We start from the raw sequence: 21,084 nt of genomic DNA on the forward strand, positions 1-21,084 counted from the left end.
CGGTCAGTCCCTCTTCCCGCGGGGGTTGCGCTTGCGTCGTGCGGCAGGGACCGTGCGGCCCACGATCACGGTACGCCGGGGCGACTTCTCGGGCACGTCCTCCTTGCGGCCGCCGAGCGCCCTGCGGACGCCGTAGCCGAAGGCCGCGACCTTGACCAGCGGCCCGCCGAAGGTGGAGGCGACGGTGGTGGACAGCGCGGACGCGTTCGAGGTGACCTCCTGGACGTCCGAGGCGATCGCGTCGACCCGGTCGATCTGGGTCTGCGCGGAGCGCACCGCCTGGGAGGCGTCCGCGAGCAGCGGGACGGCCTGGTCGGTCACGTCCGCCACGAGCTTGGTGGTCGCCTTGAGCGTCTGGGCCAGCCTCGCGAGGGCCACCGCGAGGAAGGAGACCAGGATCGCCCAGAAGACGGCCACCAGGATCCCGGCCACCTCGCCACCGGACACTGTGCGCACCCGCTCCCTGAAACGTGCCTGAGCATCGGAAAAGTCGTGTCCCGAGCCTATCGCGCCGGGGCCGCGGCTCCGTACCGGATTACCGGTGGGAACGGTGGAGTTACGGGAAGCGATTGTACGGAACGAACACGGTTCAGTACGCTCCGTGTCCCATGCGAGGTCCTCACTGCCCAGAACCTTTCGCCGACGGCGAGCCACCCCTCGAACTGACCGGATTCGTCGGACGGGCTGCGGAGCTGGACTCCCTGGCCGCGGCGCTGTGCTCGGCCCGGCTGGTGACGGTGACCGGTACCGGCGGGGTGGGCAAGTCCCGGCTGGCCGCCGCCCTCGTGGCGGGCCACGAGGGCGCGCACGGGTGGGTGGAGCTGGCGCCGGTGCGCGACGCGCAGTTCGTGGAGTACGCGGTGGCGGAGGCGCTGGGACTGACCGACCACACCACCAGGTCGCCCCGCGAGGCGCTGCTGGAGCACGCGGCCGCGCTGCCGCCGCTGCTGGTCCTCGACGGGTTCGAGCACCTGGCCGGGGCCACGGCCGAGCTGGTGGCGGAGCTGCTGCGCAGCCTGCCCGGGCTGCGGGTGCTCGCGGTGGGCCGGCGTCCGCTGGGGCTGGCGGGCGAGCGGCTGTTCCCGCTGGCGCCGCTCGGTGCGGACGAGGCGGTGGAGCTGTTCACCCGGCGGGCCCGGGAGCAGGGGCTCACGGTGGCCGACGGCCCCGAGGTGCGGGAGCTGTGCCGGCGGCTGGAGGGCATCCCGCTGGCGCTGGAGCTGGCGGCCGGCTGGCTGCGGGCGCTGTCCCCCGCGCAGCTGCTGGAGCGCCTCGGCGACCGGTTCCGGCTGCTGACCGGCGGCGGCCGGGACGCGCTGCCCCGGCACCAGGCGCTGCGCACGGCGATCGGCTGGAGCCACGAGCTGTGCACGCCCGCCGAGCGGCTGCTGTGGGCCCGGCTCTCGGTGTTCGCGGGGACCTTCGACCTGGAGGCGGTCGAGTACGTGTGCAGCGGGGACGGGCTGGCCGCCGCCGACGTGCTGGACGTGCTGTCGGAGCTGCTGGCCCAGTCGGTGATCGCCCGCGAGGACGGTCCGGCGGGCCCGCGCTACCGGATGCTGGACACCGTGCGGGCCTACGGCGCCGACTGGCTGGAGGCGGCCGGGGACGCGGCCCGGCTGCGGCGGCGGCACCGGGACTGGTACCTGGGCCTGGCCGCCTGGTGCGAGCTGGAGTGGTTCTCGCCCCGGCAGGGTGAGGTGGCCGCGCGGGTCGCGGTGGAGCTGCCCAATCTGCGCGCCGCGCTGGAGTTCTGCCTGACCGAGCCGTCGCAGGCGCATCTGGGCCAGTGCCTGGCGGGGTCGCTCTGGTTCTGCTGGGTGGGCTGCGGGCGGCTGGCGGAGGGGCGGCGCTGGCTGGAGCGGAGCGTGGCGCTGGAGTCGGGCTACGAGCGGTCGCGGCTGAAGGCGCTGTGGGTGCTCGGCTATGTGGCGGTGCTCCAGGGCGACGCGGCCGCGGCGCTGGAGGCGCTGAGCGCCTGCCGGGAGCGGGCGGAGCGGGCGGGCGATGCCGCGGCGGTGGCGTACGCGGAGCACCGCACCGGCTGTCTGGCGCTGGTCACGGGCGATCTGCCGCGTGCAGAAACGCTGCTGCGGTCGGCGCTCTCCCGCTACCGCGAGATCGGCGAACTCAACAGCAACGTCCTCATGGGCCGGGTCGAACTGGCGATGGCACGCGCCTTCCAGGGCGATCTGCCGGGCGCGGTGCGGCTGTGCGAGGAGGTGCGCCGGGTCTGCGAGGAGCACGGGGAGCGCTGGGCGCGGTCGTACGCCCTGTACGTGCTGGCGTACGCGGCCTGCCAGGGCGGCGCCCCGCGGCGTGCCCGGGAGCTGCTGGCCGAGTGCCTGCGCAACGCCCATGCCTTCGACGACCTGCTCGGCACGGTCCTCGCCATCGAGCTCCTCGCGCTGGTGACGGCGACGGAGGGCGACGCCGCCGAGGCCGCGCTGCTCCAGGGCGCGGCCGGCGGGCTCTGGCCCTCGGTGGGCCTGCCGCTCTTCGGCTCGGACCACTACAACGCCCCGCACGCCCGGTGCGAGAAGGCCGCCCGCCGGGCGCTGGGCGACAGCCGTTACGAGGAGTGCGTGCGCCGCGGGGCCCGCCTGGACCGCGCGACGGCCGTGGCCCGGGCCCTCGGCGACCGCGGCGCGGCGCCGTCGGCCGCGCTGCCGTCGCCGCGCGGCACGGGCGGGCGGGGCGGTGCGGCGGCGGACGCGGGCCGCGCGCCGGAGCGGAGCGCGGTCGGCGCGAGGCGCCGGGAGGGCGGCCGGTAGGCGGGCGAGGGGCCCGGAAAACGCGAGACCCGCCGGCTCGCCCGCCCAAAGGGGCGGGGAGACGGCGGGTTCGGGTGTGGTGCTGCGCGCGCGCCGGGATCAGCGGGCGTAGTACTCGACGACGAGCTGCTCGTCGCAGATCACCGGGATCTCCTTGCGGTTCGGCTCGCGGTCCAGGCGGAACGCCAGGGCCTTGAGGTTCACCTGGAGGTAGCGCGGGGTCTCGCCGTCCGCGGCGAAGCCACCCTCACGGGCGATCTGGAACAGCGTCTTGTCCTTGGAACGGTCGCGGACCTGCACGACGTCGTCCGGACGGACGCGGAAGGACGGCTTGTCGACCTTCTGGCCGTTGACCTGGATGTGGCCGTGGACGACCATCTGGCGGGCCTGGTAGATCGTGCGGGCGAGACCCGAGCGCAGGACCAGCGCGTCGAGGCGGCGCTCCAGCTCCACGATCAGGGCCTCACCGGTCTTGCCCTGCACCTTGGAGGCACGCTCGTAGGCGCGCACCAGCTGGCGCTCGGAGATGTCGTACTGAGCGCGCAGGCGCTGCTTCTCCAGCAGACGGACCTTGTAGTCCGAGTTCTGCTTGCGGCCGCGGCCGTGCTCACCCGGCGGGTAGGGGCGGGCCTCGAAGTACTTGACGGCCTTCGGGGTCAGCGCGATGCCGAGGGCACGCGACTTCTTGACCTTGGGGCGGGACTGGTTCGCCACTGTCTCTATCTCGTTTCGTAGTGTTCGGCTTGCCAGGGTTTCGGGAGGTCGCATCCGCAGCCGGGAAAACCCGCCGGTCCACGAGGGACCTGCCGGGCAGCCGCTTCCCTGGTCTGGGCACATACGTGCAGCACGCGAGTGGCCCACCGACCGTCCCGGGCTCCGGGTGGTGGTGGGCGGCCCGCGACACCGATCGACGGTGCGCGACGCTCCTGGAGTCCGTCCGCGAGGGACGGGGCTCCGGCCTGCTGTCCCGCTCTGACGGCACGGGACTAGGCGCTTCGCAGCAGTCTACAGGCTGCTCAGCCCCGCCTGCGACCGAGGTGCTTGCGGGTCCATTCGACCGCGTCCGCGTACCGCGCCTCGGCGCCGTGCCTGCCCGGTGTGTAGTACTCGCGGTCCTTCAGGGCGTCCGGCGCGTACTGCTGGCGGGCGATGCCCTCGGGCAGGTCGTGCGGGTACACGTACCCCTGGGCGTGGCCCAGCTTGGCGGCGCCCTTGTAGTGGCCGTCGCGCAGATGCGGCGGCACCGCTCCCGCCAGGCCCTTGCGCACGTCCTCCAGGGCGGCGCCTATCGCGGTGGTCGCGGAGTTGGACTTGGGGGCGAGCGCGAGCGCGATGGTGGCGTGGCTGAGGGTCAGGGCCGCCTCGGGGAAGCCGATCATGGCGACGGCCTGGGCGGCGGCGACCGCGATGGGCAGCGCGTTGGGATCGGCCAGGCCGATGTCCTCGCTGGCGGAGATCATCAGCCGGCGGGCGATGAAGCGGGGGTCCTCGCCGGCCTCGATCATGCGGGCCAGGTAGTGCAGGGCGGCGTCGACGTCGGAGCCGCGGATGGACTTGATCAGGGCGCTGGCGACGTCGTAGTGCTGGTCGCCGTCGCGGTCGTACTTCACCGCCGCCCGGTCGACGGTCTGCTCCAGGGTCGCGAGCGAGATCTCGTCCTCGCCCTGGTCGAGGGCGGCGCCGGCGGCGGCCTCCAGGGCGGTCAGGGCGCGGCGGGCGTCGCCCCCGGCGATGCGCAGCAGGTGTTCCTCGGTGTCCTCGGGGAGGGCGACCGCGTCCTTGAGGCCGCGTTCGTCGGCGAGGGCGCGGCGCAGCAGGCCGCGGATGTCGTCGTCGGTGAGGGGTTCGAGGGTGAGCAGCAGCGAGCGGGACAGCAGCGGGGAGATCACCGAGAAGTAGGGGTTCTCGGTGGTGGCCGCGATCAGGGTCACCCAGCGGTTCTCGACCGCGGGCAGCAGGGAGTCCTGCTGGGCCTTGCTGAAGCGGTGGATCTCGTCCAGGAACAGGACGGTCTCGGTGCCGAAGCCGCCGGCGGCGCGGCGGGCGCCGTCGATGACCGCGCGCACCTCCTTGACGCCCGCGGTGATCGCGGACAGTTCCACGAAGCGCTTGTTGGTGGCCTTGGAGACGACGTAGGCGAGGGTGGTCTTGCCGGTGCCGGGCGGGCCCCACAGGATCACCGAGGAGACTCCGGCGGGGCCGCCGGAGCCCTCGCCGACCAGGCGGCGCAGGGGCGAGCCGGGCTTGAGCAGGTGCTGCTGGCCCACGACCTCGTCGAGCGTGCGCGGGCGCATGCGCACCGCCAGGGGACTGGCCGACGGATCCTTCTCCTGGCGTTCTTCTGCTGCGGCGGTGAAGAGGTCGGGTTCCACCCTGAAACCCTAAGACACGCCACCGACAATGCCGCCCGGCCCCGGTCCGGGGGCGGACGGCAGGCGGGCGGGGTACGGGGGCTCAGGCCCAGAGCTGGCTGCCCCAGCGGGTGAGGATCAGCATGGCGATGATGCCGCAGTGGGTGACCGGCAGCACCCAGGTGAACTCGCCGAGGAAGGAGCGCAGCCAGCGCGGGGCGGGCAGGAACCCGTTGCGGACGTTGGACGAGGTGACGTACCAGAACATGGTGATCGTGGCGACCCAGGCCAGGGAGCACCACAGGCACAGGGCGTTGATCCGGTACAGGGACTCGAACTGGAGCCAGGTGACGAAGCAGACGCCGAAGAGGGTGCCGAAGTTGAACGTGAGCCAGTACCAGCGCGGGAAGCGGGCCCGGGTCAGCAGGCTCATGCCGACGCAGATCACGATGCCGTAGCAGACGAGGCCCAGCATCGGGTTCGGGAAGCCGAAGACGGCGGCCTGCTTGCTCTCCATCACGCTGCCGCAGGAGACCACCGGGTTGACGCTGCACCCGGGGGTGAACGTCTTGCCCGCGACCTTGGCTTCGAGGATCTTGAACTTGTCGAGCGTGATCACCCAGGCGGCCAGCAGCCCGGCCGCGCCGGTGATCACCAGCAGCAGGGCGAAGGCCCGGCTGCCGCCCACCGTGCGGGGCGCGTCGGCGGGGCGGTCGGGACCGGACACCGCGGAGACGTCGTTGACTGTCGTCTTGCTCATCACGCCGATTCCGTCACTTGAGAGTTGGACCATCTTCGGGCACCGGCCATTGTGCCGCACCCCGCTGTGTGCCGACCGGTCGACGGGGACAAGCGGCTCCGCCCGGCGATCACGGACCGTACGGTTCTGGCCGCGGGTCCGGGGCCGGCCCGGCACAGGTCGGGCGAGTCCGCGCCGGACGTGCGGGGACGGGACTGCGGTGGGCGGCCCCGCCCCCGATATCCGGCGCGGCGCGCGTCCGGCCTGCTCGGACCCGATGGCACGGGCGGCCGGACCGCGGCGCGGGTCCCGCGGGCCACGGCCCCCGGCGGCAGCGGGGCCGCGGCCCTCGGCGCGGGCCCGGCGACGGGCAACCGCACACGAAGAGCCCGTACCGGAAACGCCTGACAGGACGAATCGGCACCCGCCGGGTTGACGCATCTGGCCGGTTCCGATCACCGGCGGCGCGCTTCGGCGAGCGGGCCGGCCGGCGCGGGCCCGGAGCGGCGAGAAGGGCGCCGGGGAGTCCCCGGCGCCCTTCTCCGCCGCACCGACTAGCCGAGCCGGGACTCCAGCTCGGCCACGATCTCGTTGACGCCGATCGCGGTCTGCTCGCCGGACTCCATGTCCTTGAGCTGGACGACACCCTCGGCGAGGTCGCGCTCACCGGCGACCAGCGCGTACCGCGCGCCGGAGCGGTTCGCGTTCTTCATCGCGCCCTTGAGGCCCTTGCCGCCGTACGAGAAGTCCGCCGCGATGCCGACCTTGCGCAGCTCGGTGATCTTGGCGAACAGGACGCGGCGGGCCTCCTCGCCGAGCGGGACGGCGTAGACGGAGGTGGTGGCGGGCAGGTCCAGCCGGATGCCCTCCGCCTCCAGCGCGAGGACCGTGCGGTCCACGCCGAGGGCCCAGCCGACCGAGGGCAGCGCGGGGCCGCCGATCATCTCGGACAGACCGTCGTACCGGCCGCCACCGCCCACCGCGGACTGCGAGCCGAGGCCGTCGTGCACGAACTCGAAGGTGGTGCGGGTGTAGTAGTCCAGTCCGCGCACCAGCTTCGGGTCGTCCTCGAAGGCCACGCCCGCCGCCGTGATCAGGTCGCGCACCTCCTCGTGGTACGCCTTGCAGGCGTCGCACAGGTAGTCGCGCAGCAGCGGGGCGCCGGTCAGCTGCGCCTGGACCGACTCGCGCTTGTCGTCCAGGACGCGCAGCGGGTTGATCTCGGCACGCCGGCGCGTGTCCTCGTCCAGGTCCAGGCCGCGCAGGAAGTCCTGGAGCGCGGCCCGGTACACCGGCCGGCACTCCTTGTCGCCCAGGCTGTTGAGCAGGATGCGGAAGTCGCGCAGCCCCAGCGAGCGGTACGCCTGGTCGGCCAGGATGATCAGCTCGGCGTCGAGCGCCGGGTCCTCCGCGCCGATCGCCTCGGCACCGACCTGGGAGAAGTGGCGGTAACGACCCTTCTGCGGGCGCTCGTAGCGGTAGTACGAGCCCGAATACCAGAGCTTCACGGGCAGGTTGCCCGACTTGTGCAGGTTGGCCTCCAGGGCCGCGCGCAGCACGGAGGCCGTGCCCTCGGGGCGCAGGGCGAGCCGGTCGCCGCCCTTGGTCTCGAAGGCGTACATCTCCTTGGTCACGATGTCGGTGGACTCGCCGACGCCGCGCGCGAACAGCTCGACATTCTCGAAACCGGGGGTCTCGACGTAGCCGTAGCCGGAGTTGCGCAGCGGGGCGGCGATCGCCTCGCGGACCGCCAGGTACGTGGCCGAGTCCGGGGGGATCAGGTCGTAGGTGCCCTTGGGGGCCTTGAACGCGCTCACGGAAGCTCTCTCGTCACATTCCTCGTCGGGGAGCCGGGGAGGCTCCCTGGCCGGCGGCCACGTCCCGCAGATAGGGGTTGGTGGCGCGCTCGCGGCCGATGGTCGTCTGGGGGCCGTGGCCGGACAGGACCACGGTGGAGTCGTCGAGCGGCAGGCACACACGCCCCAGCGACTCCAGCATGTCCGTCATGGACCCGCCCGGCAGGTCGGTGCGTCCGATGGAGCCGGCGAACAGCAGATCCCCGGAGAAGAACACCGACGGCACGTCGGCGCTCTCGGGCATCCGGAAGGTCACCGACCCCTTGGTATGGCCCGGCGCGTGCGCGACGGAGAACTCCAGCCCGGCCAGCTCCAGTTTCGCGCCGTCGGCCAGCTCCCTGACGTCGTCCGGCTCGCCCACGGTCAGCTCCCCCATCAGCGGCATCCCGATGGAGCGGCCGAGCGCCTTCTCGGGGTCGCTCATCATGTACCGGTCCGAGGGGTGGATCCAGGCGGGGACGTCATGGGCGCCGCACACCGGGACGACCGAGGCCACATGGTCGATGTGGCCATGGGTGAGGACGACGGCGACGGGCTTGAGCCGATGCTTCTTCAGTGCGTCCTCGACTCCTTCGGCGGCCTGGTGGCCCGGGTCGATGATCACGCACTCCTCACCGGCGGCGGGGGCGACGAGGTAGCAGTTCGTCCCCCAGGCCCCGGCGGGGAACCCGGCAATGAGCACGATCGTCCTTCGTTGTGTCGGTGACAGTCGGCGACTGGGCGGCTTCGGCCGCACTCAGAGCCTACCGGCGCTGCCGTTTCCTCAGCGAACCCATATACGGTACGGGGCTACACGCAGTGGTCGGCCCACGAGGACGCACGCGTACCGCTCGACACACGACACGCATGAGGAGAGAACCCGGTGGTCAGCCAGGAGCAGCGGCGGCGTCAGCTCGCCCGGGAGAAGTTCTTGCGGCAGCAGCAGCGGCGCACCGAGGCGCGGCGCAAGGCCCGCGTGCGCAACTCCGCGATCGCGTCGGTACTGGGCGTGATCGTGATCGGCGCGGTGGCGCTGTACACGACCCATGTGCTGGGGGACGGCGACAAGAAGACCGAGGCGAGCGCCAAGACCACGCCGAGCGCGTCCGCCCCGCCCAGCAAGGCGCCGGACCCGTGCCAGAAGCCGGCGGCCGGCTCGGTGAAGAAGCTCAGCTGGAAGAAGGAGCCGGCGATGTCGATCGACACCTCGGCGAAGTACACGCTGGACCTGGCGACGACGTGCGGTGACATCCCCATCGCGCTGAAGGCGTCGGCGGCCCCGCACACGGTCAACTCCTTCGACTTCCTCGCCGGCAAGGGCTACTTCGACCACACCAAGTGCCACCGGCTGACCACACAGGGCATCTACGTGCTCCAGTGCGGCGATCCGCAGGGCACCGGCATGGGCGGTCCCGGCTACACGCTGCCGGACGAGAACCTGAAGGACGCCAGCCTGAAGAAGAACACGTACCCGGCGGGCACGGTGGCGATGGCCAACACCGGTCAGAAGCACACCGGCGGCAGCCAGTTCTTCCTGGTGTACAAGGACAGCCCGCTGCCGCCCCAGTACACGCCGTTCGGCACGATCGACGCGGCCGGCATGAAGGTGCTGAACAAGATCGCCGGGGCGGGCGAGAGCACCGGCCAGGGTGACGGCGCCCCGAACGCGACCGTGGTGATCAACAAGGCGACCGTCACCAAGTCCTGAGGACGGCGGGGGTCCCCGGCGGAATTTCGGTCGCGCTGGATGCGGACAGGGAACCCGCTGGTCGCCTATGTTGGCCGTGACGAAACTGTGGTCGATGCCCGGGGGCGCTGAGGCACCCCGCAGGCATCATGTGGAGGAGGCGCTGTGAGCAGCGACCCGTGGGGCCGCGTCGACGAGACGGGGACCGTGTACGTGCGTACGGCCGACGGCGAGCAGGTCGTCGGATCCTGGGCGGCCGGCTCCCCTGAGGAGGCGCTGGCCTACTTCGAGCGCAAGTACGAGGGCCTGGTTGTCGAGATCGGCCTCCTCGAGAAGCGAGTGCGCACCACCGACCTGTCGGCGAAGGACGCCCAGGCCGCCATCGGTCATCTGCGTGAGCAGGTGGACGCGCACCACGCGGTCGGTGACCTGGACGCGCTGCGCCGCCGGCTGGACAAGCTCGTGGAGACGGTCGAGGCCCGCCATGAGGAGCGCAAGGCCCAGCGGGCCAAGCAGTCCGACGAGGCCCGCAAGGCCAAGGAGGACCTGGTCGCCGAGGCCGAGCAGCTGGCCCAGTCCGACCAGTGGCGGGCCGCGGGTGAGCGGCTGCGGGCGCTGGTGGACACCTGGAAGGGGCTGCCGCGGCTGGACCGCAAGTCCGACGACGAGCTGTGGCACCGCTTCTCGCACGCCCGGTCGGCGTTCTCCAAGCGGCGCAAGGCGCACTTCGCGCAGTTGGACGCGCAGCGCGAGGAGGCCCGCCGGACCAAGGAGCGGCTGGTCGCCGAGGCCGAGGCGCTGTCCGGTTCCACGGACTGGGGTCCGACGGCGGCCCGTTACCGCGAGCTGATGGCGGAGTGGAAGGCCGCGGGCCGCGCCCAGCGCGAGCACGAGGACGACCTGTGGAACCGCTTCCGCGGCGCCCAGGACGTCTTCTTCGCCGCCCGCAGCTCGGTGTTCGCCGAGCGGGACGCGGAGCAGGCGGAGAACCTCAAGCTGAAGGAGGAGCTGGCCGAGGAGGCCGAGAAGCTCCTGCCGATCGGCGAACTCAAGGCCGCCCGGGCCGCCTTCCGTTCGATCAACGAGCGCTGGGAGGCCATCGGCCACGTCCCGCGCGACGCGCGGCCGAAGGTCGAGGGCCGGATGCACGCGGTCGAGCGGGCGCTCCAGGAGGCCGAGGAGGCCGAGTGGCGCCGGACCAACCCGGAGGCGCGGGCGCGCGCCGAGGGTCTGACCGGTCAGCTCCAGGCCGCCGTGGACAAGCTGCGGGCGCAGATCGAGCAGGCCCGCGCGCAGGGCAACAACGCCAAGGCCGACAAGCTGGAGAAGGAGCTGGAGGGCCGCCAGGCACTGCTGGACCAGGCTCTGAAGGGCCTCCAGGAGTTCGGCGGCTAGGTTCCCCCCGTTGCCGGAAAGGGCCCCGTACGCGCGTACGGGGCCCTTTCCCTGTCCGGGGGCGGTGGTTACGAGCGGCTGCGGCCCGAGGTCACGCGGTAGACGTCGTACACGCCCTCCACGCCCCGGACGGCCTTCAGCACGTGTCCGAGGTGCTTGGGGTCGCCCATCTCGAACGTGAAGCGCGAGGTGGCCACCCGGTCGCGGGAGGTCTGCACGGCGGCCGACAGGATGTTGACGTGCTGGTCGGACAGGACGCGGGTGACGTCCGACAGCAGCCGGGAGCGGTCCAGGGCCTCGACCTGGATGGCGACCAGGAAGACCGAGGACTGGGTGGGCGCCCACTCGACGTCGAGGATGCGCTCCGGCTCCCGGGACAGCGAGTCCACGTTGACGCAGTCGTTGCGGTGCACGGAGACGCCGCTGCCGCGGGTGACGAAGCCGATGACGGGGTCGCCGGGCACGGGCGTGCAGCAGCGGGCCAGCTTGACCCACACGTCCTCGACGCCCTTGACCACGACGCCGGGGTCGGCACTGGCGCGGCGCTTGCGGCCGCGGCCGCGGGACGGCGGGACCGACTCGTCGATCTCCTCGGTGGCCGCCTCCTCGCCGCCGAGGGCCTGCACCAGCTTCTGCACGATGTTCTGCGCGGAGACATGGCCCTCGCCTATCGCCGCGTACAGCGCGGAGATGTCCGAGTAACGCATCTCGTGGGCGAGGGTGATCAGGGAGTCGCCGTTGAGGATGCGCTGGATCGGCAGGTTCTGCTTGCGCATGGCCCGCACGATGGCGTCCTTGCCCTGCTCGATCGCCTCGTCCCGGCGCTCCTTGGAGAACCAGCCGCGGATCTTGTTGCGGGCGCGCGGCGACTTGACGAAGCCGAGCCAGTCGCGCGAGGGTCCGGCGCCGGCCGCCTTGGAGGTGAAGACCTCCACCAAGTCGCCGTTGTCCAGGGTGGATTCGAGCGGTACGAGCCTGCCGTTGACCCGCGCTCCTATGGTGCGGTGGCCGACCTCGGTGTGCACGGCGTAGGCGAAGTCGACCGGGGTGGCGCCGGCCGGGAGCGCTATGACGTCGCCCTTGGGCGTGAAGACGAAGACCTCGTTGCGGGACAGGTCGAAGCGCAGGGACTCCAGGAACTCGCCCGGGTCCTCGGTCTCCTTCTGCCAGTCGAGCAACTGCCGCAGCCACGCCATGTCGTTGATGGCGTCCTTGTCCTTCGCGGACGTCTTGGGCGCGTCGGTGCGGACCTTGGAGGCGCCGGCGACGGCCTCCTGCTTGTACTTCCAGTGCGCGGCGATGCCGTACTCGGCCCGGCGGTGCATGTCGAAGGTGCGGATCTGGAGTTCGACGGGCTTGCCGTTGGGACCGATCACCGTGGTGTGCAGCGACTGGTACATGTTGAACTTGGGCATCGCGATGTAGTCCTTGAACCGGCCGGGGACCGGGTTCCATCGCGCGTGCACCGTGCCGAGGGCGGCGTAGCAGTCGCGGACGGTGTCGACCAGGACGCGGATGCCCACCAGGTCGTAGATCTCCGCGAAGTCACGGCCGCGGACGATCATCTTCTGGTAGACGCTGTAGTAGTGCTTCGGGCGGCCGGTGACGGTCGCCTTGATGCGGGCGGCGCGCAGGTCGGACTGGACCTCGTCGGTCACTATGGCCAGGTACTCGTCGCGCTTGGGCGCCCGTTCGGCCACCAGCCGCACGATCTCGTCGTACATCTTGGGGTAGAGGATCGCGAAGGCGAGGTCCTCCAGCTCCCACTTGATGGTGTTCATGCCCAGGCGGTGGGCGAGCGGCGCGTAGATCTCCAGGGTCTCGCGCGCCTTCTTCTCCTGCTTCTCCCGCTTGAGGTAGCGCATGGTGCGCATGTTGTGCAGGCGGTCGGCGAGCTTGATGACCAGGACCCGGGGGTCCTTGGCCATGGCGACGACCATCTTGCGCACGGTCTCGGCCTGCGCGGCCTCGCCGAACTTGACCTTGTCCAGCTTGGTGACGCCGTCGACGAGCAGGGCGACCACGTCGCCGAAGTCGCGGCGCAGGTCCTCCAGGCCGTACTCGGTGTCCTCGACCGTGTCGTGCAGCAGTCCCGCCATCAGCGTGGCCGGATCCATGCCCAGCTCGGCGAGGATGGTGGTGACCGCGAGCGGGTGGGTGATGTACGGGTCGCCGCTCTTGCGCTTCTGGCCGCGGTGCCAGCGCTCGGCGACCTGGTAGGCGCGCTCGATCTGGCGGAGGGTGGAGTTCTCGATCTTGGGATCGTTGCTGCGCACTATCCGCAGCAGGGGCTCCAGGACCGGGTTGTACGGGTTGGCGCGCTGGACGCCGAGGCGGGCCAGGCGGGCGCGGACGCGGTTGGACGAGCCGGTACGGCCGGGCTGCACGGAGGGCGGGCGCACCACCGGGGGCTGGGCCGGGCGCTCGGCGGGGGCCGGTTTGGGGCGCGCGGCCTCGGCGGACTTCTCGACGGGGGCGGACGGGGCGTGCTGGACCGCCCCGCGGGTGTCGTTCTTGGCGGTCGACACGTTCGGCGCGGGTTTCGCCGCGGCCGCCGAGGCGGGCTCGGGCTTGGCGGCGGTCAGTGGCTGGGCCTCGTCTGGCAAGAGGGCTCCTCGTGCACGTTCCGGGTCCCCCGGTCAGGCTCCGGAGACCCCATGGTAGCGATCCCGCGCCCGCACATCGCCTGCGGCGACCGGTGGAGGACCGTGTACCCCTGCAACGCCTGGGGTGCACGCGCCATTCCGACAGGTGGACAGGAGGTGTCCGCGCGGCCTTGCGCGGGCTGCCGGGCGAACGCGCGACGGCCGCCCCGGCAGGGTGCCGGGGCGGCCGTACGGCGGGCGGGGCCCGGTCAGACCTGGAGGAGGGCCTGAAGGGGCGCTCCGGCGAGGGTCGGTTCCAGGCGGGCGCGGGCGCCGAGGAAGCCCAGCTCCATCAGGACGGCGAGGCCGCAGACCTCGGCCCCGGCGCGCTGGATGAGGTGGATCGCCGCCTCGGCGGTGCCGCCGGTGGCCAGCACGTCGTCCACGATCAGGACGCGGTCGCCGGAGGTCAGGTCCTCGGCGTGCACCTCGATCTCGGCCGAGCCGTACTCCAGGTCGTAGGCCTGGCGCAGGGTGGCACCGGGCAGCTTGCCGGCCTTGCGGACCGGGATGAAGCCCAGGCCCGCGCGCAGCGAGACGGGGGCGCCGAGGATGAAGCCCCGGGCCTCCAGTCCGACGACCTTGGTGGCGCCGGTGCTCTCGGCGATGGCGGCGAGCGCGTCGGTGAGGGCGGTGAAGGCGGCCGGGTCCGCCAGGAGCGGGGTGATGTCCTTGAACATCACGCCCGGCTCCGGGTAGTCGGCCACGTCACGGATGCGGCTGAGCAGCAGCTCCTGGATGTCGGTCATCGGCGCTTCCCCGCCTGTCGGCCACGGCCACGGCCGCGGGTGGGCTGGTTGCGCGGACCGACCACGGCGGGCGCGGCGTCCTCGGGGTCGGCGTCCGCGGTGCCCGCGACCCCCTCCTCGGCGGCGGCCTGGGCCCGCTTGGCCATGACCCGCTTGGTGAGCGTCCGCAGCGCGGGCTCGCGCTCCTTGAGGTCGGCGACCAGCGGGGTCGCGATGAAGATCGAGGAGTACGCACCGGCCGCCAGGCCGACGAACAGCGACAGCGAGATGTCGTTGAGGTCGCCGGCGCCGAGGAAGCCGCCGCCGATGAAGAGCAGACCGGCGACCGGCAGCAGGGCGACGACCGTGGTGTTGATGGAGCGGACCAGGGTGCCGTTGATCGACCGGTTGGCGATCTCGCTGTAGGTGAAGCGGGTCTGCTTGGTGATGTCCTTGGTCTGCTCCTTGAGGCTGTCGAAGACGACGACCGTGTCGTAGAGCGAGTAACCGAGGATGGTCAGCAGACCGATGATCGTGCCGGGCGAGACCTCGAAACCGACCAGGGCGTAGATGCCGGTCGTGATCGTGATGTCGTGGATCAGCGCGACCAGGGCAGCGACGGCCATGCGCCACTCGAAGGCGATGGCCAGGTAGATCACCACGAGGACCATGAAGATCGCCAGGCCCTCCCAGGCCTTGTTGGCGATCTGCTGGCCCCAGCTCGGGCCGACCAGGTCGGCGGCGAGCTTCTCGGGGTTGATCTTCAGGTCCTTGGCCAGGGTCTGCTTGACCTCGTCGGACTTGGCCGTGTCGAGGCCGGCGACCTGGATGCGCAGGCTGCCGTTGCCGAGCTTCTGCACGACGGCCTCGTGGCCGGAGGCGTCCTTGGCGTACTCCTCCGCCTGGGCCACCGTCGTGCTCATGCTGGTCGGCGTGGTGAAGACCGCGCCGCCCTGGAAGTCGATGCTCATGTTCAGCCCGCGCACCGCCAGGCCGAGGATGGCCGTGATGGTGATCAGGATGGAGACGCCGTACCAGATCTTGCGCTTGCCGATGAAGTCGTAGCTGATCTCGCCGCGGTGCAGCTTGGCGCCGATGGTGCCGAGTTTCGACATCGCTCACGCCTCCTTCGGGTCGACAGGGCCGGCGGCGGGACCGGCGGTACGGCGGGTGCGGCGCAGCGGCGGCTTGACGCCGAGGCTCTTCGGGTCGAGGCCGGACCACTTGTGGCCGTTCGCGAAGAACTTGCGGCGGGCGAGCAGTGTCATCAGCGGCTTGGTGAACAGGAAGACGACGACCACGTCGAGCAGGGTGGTCAGACCCAGCGTGAACGCGAAGCCCTGGACCTTGCCGACGGTCACGATGAACAGGACGGCGGCGGCGAGGAACGACACGAAGTCGGAGACCAGGACGGTGCGCCGGGCGCGCGGCCAGGCCCGCTCGACGGCGGGGCGCAGCGAGCGGCCCTCGCGGATCTCGTCCCGGATGCGTTCGAAGTACACGATGAACGAGTCGGCGGTGATGCCGATGGCGACGATGGCACCGCAGACGGCCGGCAGGTTCAGCGCGAAGCCGATGGTCGGGCCGAGCAGCGACATGATCACGTAGGTGAGGATCGCGGAGACCACCAGGGACGCCATGGCGACCAGCGACAGACCGCGGTAGTAGATCACCAGGTAGAGCACGACCAGCGCGAGGCCGATGGCGCCGGCGAGCAGACCGGCGTGCAGCTGCTGGCCGCCGAGCGCGGCGGTCACGGTGGTGACGGACTGCTCCTGGAAGGAGAGCGGCAGGGCGCCGTAGGACAGCATGTTGGCGAGGCTCTGCGCGTCCTGCTGCGTGAAGCTGCCGGAGATCTCGGCCTGGCCGCCGGTGATGGCCTGGCTGACGTACGGGCTGGAGACGACCTCACCGTCGAGGACGATGCCGAACTCGTTCTGCGGGGCCTGGTTCTTGGCCAGCTCGCCGGTGATGTCGGCGAACTTCTTGGCGCCCGAGGAGTTGAAGGTCATCTGGACCTGCCAGCCGGAGGCGCCCTGGGTGTCGAAGACCGCCTGGGCCTTCTTCACCTCGGTGCCGTCCACGGCGGCGGGGCCGAGCACGTACTTGTAGTAGTTCTTGCCGACCTTGCCGCAGGCGATGGTCGGTGAGCCGGGCTTGGCGTTGTTGCCGGCCTTGGCGCGGTCGTCCGGCTTGGTGCAGTCCAGGGCGGCGTACTGGGCCTGGAGCTTGGCGGTGTCCCCGCCGGCCGAGGCCGAGGGCGACGGGGTGGCCTTGGCCGAGGAGCCGCCGGTGGGGGTGGCGCTCGGCGAGGGGCTGGAACCGGCCTTCAGCGCGTCGGTGACGGCGCGGCCCTGCGTGGTCGCGGAGGCCGTCGGGGACGAGGAGGAGGACGAGGACGCCTTCTGCCCGGTGGAGGCGCTGGCGGAGGGGCTGGAGCCCGGCTTGGGCGAGGAGCCCGTGGTCGGGGAGCCGCTCGGGGAGCCGCTCGGCGAGGGGCTGGCCGCGGCACCGCTGGGCTCACTCGCCAGGACGGGGCGGAAGTAGAGCTTGGCGGTGGTGCCGACCTGCTGCTGGGCCTCCTTGGAGTTGGTGCCCCGCGGGATGTTGACGATGATGTTGTCGTTTCCCTGGGTCTGCACCTCCGCCTCGGAGACGCCGAGACCGTTGACACGGCGGTTCATGATGTCGACCGCGGTGTCCATGTTGGCCTTGTTGATCGCGGACCCCTGGTCGGCCTTCGCCTTGAGCGTGATGCTCGTACCGCCGGCGAGGTCGATGCCGAGACGCGGAGTGGTGTGCCCGGAGGCGAACATCCCTCCGGTGAGCGCCACAATGGCGATCAGGATGAGGGCCAGCGAGCGCCCTGGTTTGCTCTGGGCGCTCGCGCTCCGGCCCTTCTTAGGTGCTGCCACCTTCTCGTACTCCCTCTCGAGCCGCTCGGCGTCCGGTCGGCGCTCGGCGGCCATGACATGGTGTCGGGCTCCCCGTACGGGAAACAGACGCGCCCGGTGGTGCGCGGGGCGTGATTATGCACCCTCGCGCACCACCGGGGCGTGACTACTTCACGTCGGAGTCGCCGTCGGTCTTCTTCGGCTGGTTCTCCGTCCGGGCCTCGGCGGCCTCGGACGCGTCGGCGGCGCCCTCGTCGGCGTCCTTCTTACCGAGGTCGATCTTGTCGTCGGAGGCGGCGGCAGCGGCGGCAGATCCGTCGGTCTCGTCGGTCTCGGTGAGGGAGGAGGCGTCGTCCGGGACGATGTCGGCGTCGGACTTCAGGTCGTGCTCGATGCCGTGCACGATGCGGTTGTACTCGTCGTCGCTGAGGACGGCGCCGATCGCGTTCTTCGCGAAGAGGAGGTCGACACCGGGGCCGGCGTCGAGGAGGACGGTGTCCTCGTTGATCTCCTTGACCGTCGCGTACATTCCCCCGATCGTGCGGACACCGGAGCCGGGCTGCATTTCGTTGCGCATCTGCGCGGCCTGCTGCTGCTTCTTCTTGGCAGAGCGCGTCATCAGGAACATGGCCGCGATGAGCACGATGAACGGGAGGAGGGTATACGGATTCACGGGACGGATTTCCTTCGCGCGACCGCGACGGAGAGCGGCCTTTTATCGGGATGGGGGTGTGGTCGGCGCCACCTGTACAGGCGGCATCGGCGGAGTCTAAGCGAGTCCGCGCACATGGAACAACGCTCAGCATGGCACCTGGGTTCCTGGCCGTGCCAATGCCCGGCCCGCCGAAGGCACGGTGCCGGAGGCGTCACGCCCCGAACAGGTCTCCTTGTCCGTTTCCCGGCGTGGCCGAACGGGGTGGGGTGAGCCCGAGGTGCGCCCAGGCGGCGGGGGTGGCCACCCGGCCGCGCGGGGTGCGGGCCAGCAGGCCCTCGCGGACCAGGAACGGTTCGGCCACCTCTTCCACGGTCTCACGTTCCTCCCCCACTGCGACGGCGAGAGTGGACAGGCCCACCGGGCCGCCGCCGAACAGTTTCAGCAGGGCCTCGAGGACGGCGCGGTCCAGCCGGTCCAGGCCGCGTCCGTCGACCTCGTAGACGGCGAGGGCGGCCGCGGCGATCTCACGGGTGATCACACCGTCCGCCTTGACCTGCGCGTAGTCGCGGACGCGGCGCAGCAGGCGGTTGGCGATGCGGGGCGTGCCGCGGGAGCGGCCGGCGATCTCGGCGGCGCCGTCGGGCTCTATGCCGACGTCCAGCAGCTGTGCCGAGCGGTGCACGACCCGCTCCAGCTCGCGGGGCTCGTAGAACTCCATGTGCGCGGTGAAGCCGAAGCGGTCGCGCAGCGGGGGCGGCAGCAGGCCGGCCCGGGTGGTGGCGCCGACCAGTGTGAACGGGGGCAGTTCCAGCGGGATGGCGGTGGCGCCGGGTCCCTTGCCGACGATGACGTCGACGCGGAAGTCCTCCATGGCCATGTACAGCATCTCCTCGGCGGGCCGGGACATGCGGTGGATCTCGTCCAGGAAGAGCACCTCGCCCTCCTGGAGGGAGGAGAGGATCGCGGCGAGGTCACCGGCGTGCTGGATGGCGGGGCCGGAGGTGATGCGGATGGGGGCGCCCATCTCGGCCGCGATGATCATCGACAGGGTGGTCTTGCCGAGGCCGGGGGCGCCGGAGAGCAGTACGTGGTCGGCGGTGGCGCCGCGCGCGCGGGCCGCCCGCAGCACCAGGTCGAGCTGTTCGCGGACCTTCTCCTGGCCGATGAACTCGCCGAGGTCCTTGGGGCGCAGGGCGGCCTCGACGGCCTGGTCCTCGCGGTCGGCGGCGGAGTCCACCAGCCGCTCGGCGGGGGTGTCGGCCGTGTCGTCCCAGTTCATGTGGTGTGCCTCAAAGGGGTGGGGGTCAGCGGGCGCGGTTCAGGGTCTGCAGGGCGGCCTTCAGCAGCTGGCCGACCTGCGGGGTGCCGCCCGCCGCCTCGGCCTGGGGCGCCACGGCGGCCACGGCCTCGTCGGCCTCGCGGGTGGCGTAGCCGAGGCCGATGAGGGCCGCGTGCAGTTGGTCGCGCCAGCCCTGGGTGACGGGGGCGCCGACGGCCGGGGCGGTGCCGACGGGCGCGCCGAGGCGGTCCTTGAGTTCCAGGAGCAGCTTCTGGGCGCCCTTCTTGCCGATGCCGGGGACCGCGGTGAGGGCCTTCTCGTCGCCGGTGGCGACGGCGCGGCGCAGCGCGTCCGGGGTGTGCACGGCGAGCATGGCCTGGGCGAGGCGGGGGCCGACTCCGCTGGCGGTCTGGAGCAGTTCGAAGACCTGGCGGGCGTCGTCCTCGGCGAAGCCGTACAGGGTCAGCGAGTCCTCGCGCACCACCAGGGAGGTGTGCAGCTTGGCGGGCTGGCCCACGCGGAGCGCGGCCAGGGTGTCCGGGGTGCACTGGACGGCCATGCCGACGCCGCCGACCTCCACCACCGCGGAGTCGGGGGCGAGCGCGGCGACCGTGCCGCTGAGGAAGGCGATCATGCCGTACGGCCTTTCGTCGGGTGGGCGGTGTGCAGGGCGACGGCCTGCTGGAGCCGATTCTGGGCGGGGGCGCGCCAGATGTGGCAGATGGCGAGGGCGAGGGCGTCGGCGGCGTCGGCCGGCTTGGGGGGCGCGGCGAGCCGCAGCAGCCGGGTGACCATGGCGCCGACCTGCGCCTTGTCGGCGCGGCCCGAACCGGTGACGGCGGCCTTGACCTCGCTGGGGGTGTGCAGCGCGACGGGGATGCCGCGGCGGGCGGCGCACAGCATGGCGACGGCGCTGGCCTGGGCGGTGCCCATCACGGTGCGCACGTTGTGCTGGCTGAAGACGCGCTCCACGGCGACGAACTCGGGCCGGTGTTCGTCCAGCCACTGCTCGATGCCCTGCTCGACGGCGAGCAGCCGGTGGCTCAGCTCGGCGTCCGCCGGAGTGCGCACGACGCCGACGCCGACCATGGTCAGCGGGCGGCCCGCGACCCCCTCGACCACGCCGACACCGCACCGGGTCAGTCCCGGGTCCACCCCCAGCACCCGCACGGGGCGCCTCCCTCCGACCGCTCGATCACCTGTTTGTGCAGGCTATCGGGTGGCACTGACAACGCCGCGCACCGACGCCCGGCAACGCGACGGGCCGACGGGGTGTCCCGTCGGCCCGGTCGGACAGCCGCGCGCGTTACGCGTCGACCTTCTCCATGATCTCGTCGCTCACGTCGAAGTTGGCGAAGACGTTCTGCACGTCGTCGCTGTCCTCTAGCGCGTCGATCAGCTTGAAGATCTTCTTGGCGCCCTCCTCGTCCAGCTCGACCTGCATGGTCGGGACGAAGTTGGCCTCGGCGGAGTCGTAGTCGATGCCGGCCTCCTGGAGGGCGGTGCGGACCGCGACCAGGTCGGTGGCCTCGCTGAGCACCTCGAAGGACTCGCCGAGGTCGTTGACCTCCTCGGCACCGGCGTCCAGGACGGCACCGAGCACGTCGTCCTCGGTCAGCTCGCCCTTGGGGACGATCACGACGCCCTTGCGGTTGAACAGGTACGACACCGAGCCGGGGTCGGCCATGGAGCCGCCGTTGCGGGTCATGGCGACACGCACGTCGGAGGCGGCGCGGTTGCGGTTGTCGGTGAGGCACTCGATGAGCACCGCGACACCGTTGGGGCCGTAGCCCTCGTACATGATCGTCTCGTAGTCGGCGCCGCCGGCCTCGAGACCGCCGCCGCGCTTGATCGCGGAGTCGATGTTCTTGTTCGGGACCGACTGCTTCTTGGCCTTCTGGACGGCGTCGTAGAGCGTCGGGTTGCCGTCGAGGTCGACGCCGCCCATCCGTGCCGCGACCTCGATGTTCTTGATCAGCTTCGCGAAGAGCTTGCCGCGCTTGGCGTCGATCACGGCCTTCTTGTGCTTCGTCGTAGCCCATTTAGAGTGGCCGGACATCTGCCTGTCTCCTTCGCGTTACCCATCTATGAACGAACGCCAG

Annotated in this window: 18 protein-coding genes; 3 read left to right on the forward strand and 15 right to left on the reverse strand. The window is 71.6% G+C overall.

Annotated features, from left to right (window positions below):
* Window positions 1-3: 3 nt before the first annotated feature.
* Window positions 4-447: a DUF948 domain-containing protein gene (locus ACSP97_RS07470; protein WP_146469082.1), complete on the reverse strand. Its 444-nt coding sequence runs from the start codon at window positions 445-447 to the stop codon at window positions 4-6.
* A gap of 161 nt (window positions 448-608) precedes the next feature.
* Here ACSP97_RS07470 and ACSP97_RS07475 point away from each other — a divergent pair, with 161 nt between their 5' ends.
* Window positions 609-2,774: an ATP-binding protein gene (locus ACSP97_RS07475; RefSeq protein WP_440556857.1), complete on the forward strand. Its 2,166-nt coding sequence runs from the start codon at window positions 609-611 to the stop codon at window positions 2,772-2,774.
* A 99-nt stretch (window positions 2,775-2,873) separates the two neighbouring features.
* Here the strand turns inward: ACSP97_RS07475 and rpsD are convergent, their stop codons facing one another.
* The 5 genes from rpsD to ACSP97_RS07500 form a co-directional block, all read right to left on the reverse strand.
* Window positions 2,874-3,488: a 30S ribosomal protein S4 gene (gene rpsD / locus ACSP97_RS07480; protein ID WP_070030068.1), complete on the reverse strand. Its 615-nt coding sequence runs from the start codon at window positions 3,486-3,488 to the stop codon at window positions 2,874-2,876.
* 302 nt (window positions 3,489-3,790) lie between these two features.
* Window positions 3,791-5,146, reverse strand: a complete 1,356-nt coding sequence (locus ACSP97_RS07485; RefSeq protein ID WP_355149978.1) for a replication-associated recombination protein A — start codon at window positions 5,144-5,146, stop codon at window positions 3,791-3,793.
* Between the two features lie 82 nt (window positions 5,147-5,228).
* Complete coding sequence (locus ACSP97_RS07490; protein ID WP_355149976.1) at window positions 5,229-5,885, reverse strand: vitamin K epoxide reductase family protein; 657 nt, start codon at window positions 5,883-5,885, stop codon at window positions 5,229-5,231.
* Between the two features lie 533 nt (window positions 5,886-6,418).
* Window positions 6,419-7,681 carry a histidine--tRNA ligase gene (hisS, locus tag ACSP97_RS07495; protein WP_355525453.1) on the reverse strand — a complete coding sequence of 421 codons (1,263 nt, stop codon included), beginning with the start codon at window positions 7,679-7,681 and terminating at the stop codon, window positions 6,419-6,421.
* 13 nt (window positions 7,682-7,694) lie between these two features.
* A complete protein-coding gene (locus ACSP97_RS07500) occupies window positions 7,695-8,402 on the reverse strand; it encodes an MBL fold metallo-hydrolase (protein ID WP_355149972.1) in 708 nt (235 codons plus the stop codon).
* 180 nt (window positions 8,403-8,582) lie between these two features.
* On the opposite strand from ACSP97_RS07500, the gene ACSP97_RS07505 reads away from it, so the two are divergent.
* Window positions 8,583-9,407: a peptidylprolyl isomerase gene (locus ACSP97_RS07505; RefSeq protein WP_355149970.1), complete on the forward strand. Its 825-nt coding sequence runs from the start codon at window positions 8,583-8,585 to the stop codon at window positions 9,405-9,407.
* Between the two features lie 144 nt (window positions 9,408-9,551).
* Window positions 9,552-10,781, forward strand: a complete 1,230-nt coding sequence (locus ACSP97_RS07510) for a DUF349 domain-containing protein (protein ID WP_440556862.1) — start codon at window positions 9,552-9,554, stop codon at window positions 10,779-10,781.
* Window positions 10,782-10,849: 68 nt separating this feature from the next.
* Here ACSP97_RS07510 and relA read toward each other — a convergent pair whose 3' ends face one another.
* The 9 genes from relA to ACSP97_RS07555 all read right to left on the reverse strand — a co-directional run bounded on the left by relA (window position 10,850) and on the right by ACSP97_RS07555 (window position 21,041).
* Window positions 10,850-13,387, reverse strand: a complete 2,538-nt coding sequence (gene relA / locus ACSP97_RS07515) for a GTP pyrophosphokinase (protein WP_355149966.1) — start codon at window positions 13,385-13,387, stop codon at window positions 10,850-10,852.
* Window positions 13,388-13,635: 248 nt separating this feature from the next.
* Window positions 13,636-14,175: an adenine phosphoribosyltransferase gene (locus ACSP97_RS07520; protein ID WP_355149964.1), complete on the reverse strand. Its 540-nt coding sequence runs from the start codon at window positions 14,173-14,175 to the stop codon at window positions 13,636-13,638.
* On the reverse strand, window positions 14,172-15,269 hold the full coding sequence (gene secF / locus ACSP97_RS07525; protein WP_355149962.1) for a protein translocase subunit SecF: 1,098 nt from the start codon (window positions 15,267-15,269) through the stop codon (window positions 14,172-14,174). The genes ACSP97_RS07520 and secF overlap by 4 nt, the downstream gene beginning before the upstream one ends.
* A 3-nt stretch (window positions 15,270-15,272) precedes the next feature.
* Window positions 15,273-17,069 (reverse strand): protein translocase subunit SecD, encoded by a 1,797-nt coding sequence (gene secD / locus ACSP97_RS07530; RefSeq protein ID WP_355149960.1) that lies wholly within the window; start codon window positions 17,067-17,069, stop codon window positions 15,273-15,275.
* 145 nt (window positions 17,070-17,214) lie between these two features.
* Window positions 17,215-17,721, reverse strand: a complete 507-nt coding sequence (gene yajC / locus ACSP97_RS07535; protein ID WP_355525447.1) for a preprotein translocase subunit YajC — start codon at window positions 17,719-17,721, stop codon at window positions 17,215-17,217.
* A 193-nt stretch (window positions 17,722-17,914) separates the two neighbouring features.
* On the reverse strand, window positions 17,915-18,982 hold the full coding sequence (ruvB, locus tag ACSP97_RS07540) for a Holliday junction branch migration DNA helicase RuvB (RefSeq protein ID WP_146469050.1): 1,068 nt from the start codon (window positions 18,980-18,982) through the stop codon (window positions 17,915-17,917).
* Window positions 18,983-19,007: 25 nt separating this feature from the next.
* Complete coding sequence (gene ruvA, locus ACSP97_RS07545) at window positions 19,008-19,616, reverse strand: Holliday junction branch migration protein RuvA (RefSeq protein ID WP_355149956.1); 609 nt, start codon at window positions 19,614-19,616, stop codon at window positions 19,008-19,010.
* The gene (gene ruvC / locus ACSP97_RS07550) at window positions 19,613-20,152 is read right to left on the reverse strand and encodes a crossover junction endodeoxyribonuclease RuvC (protein WP_355149954.1); all 540 of its coding nucleotides are present in this window, start codon (window positions 20,150-20,152) and stop codon (window positions 19,613-19,615) included. The genes ruvA and ruvC overlap by 4 nt, the downstream gene beginning before the upstream one ends.
* A gap of 136 nt (window positions 20,153-20,288) precedes the next feature.
* Window positions 20,289-21,041 (reverse strand): YebC/PmpR family DNA-binding transcriptional regulator, encoded by a 753-nt coding sequence (locus ACSP97_RS07555; RefSeq protein ID WP_070030082.1) that lies wholly within the window; start codon window positions 21,039-21,041, stop codon window positions 20,289-20,291.
* Window positions 21,042-21,084: the final 43 nt, after the last annotated feature.

It is taken from the genome of Streptomyces sp. SCPE 10 (genome assembly GCF_051980735.1).
Taxonomy (GTDB): Bacteria; Actinomycetota; Actinomycetes; order Streptomycetales; family Streptomycetaceae; genus Streptomyces; species Streptomyces misionensis.

Coding starts and splice junctions, on each gene's coding strand:
- ACSP97_RS07475 (WP_440556857.1), top strand. CDS start 609: ATGCGAGGTCCTCACTGCCCAGAACCTTTCGCCGACGGCGAGCCACCC.
- ACSP97_RS07490 (WP_355149976.1), bottom strand. CDS start 5,885: ATGAGCAAGACGACAGTCAACGACGTCTCCGCGGTGTCCGGTCCCGAC.
- ACSP97_RS07520 (WP_355149964.1), bottom strand. CDS start 14,175: ATGACCGACATCCAGGAGCTGCTGCTCAGCCGCATCCGTGACGTGGCC.
- secF (WP_355149962.1), bottom strand. CDS start 15,269: ATGTCGAAACTCGGCACCATCGGCGCCAAGCTGCACCGCGGCGAGATC.
- ruvB (WP_146469050.1), bottom strand. CDS start 18,982: ATGAACTGGGACGACACGGCCGACACCCCCGCCGAGCGGCTGGTGGAC.
- ruvA (WP_355149956.1), bottom strand. CDS start 19,616: ATGATCGCCTTCCTCAGCGGCACGGTCGCCGCGCTCGCCCCCGACTCC.
- ACSP97_RS07555 (WP_070030082.1), bottom strand. CDS start 21,041: ATGTCCGGCCACTCTAAATGGGCTACGACGAAGCACAAGAAGGCCGTG.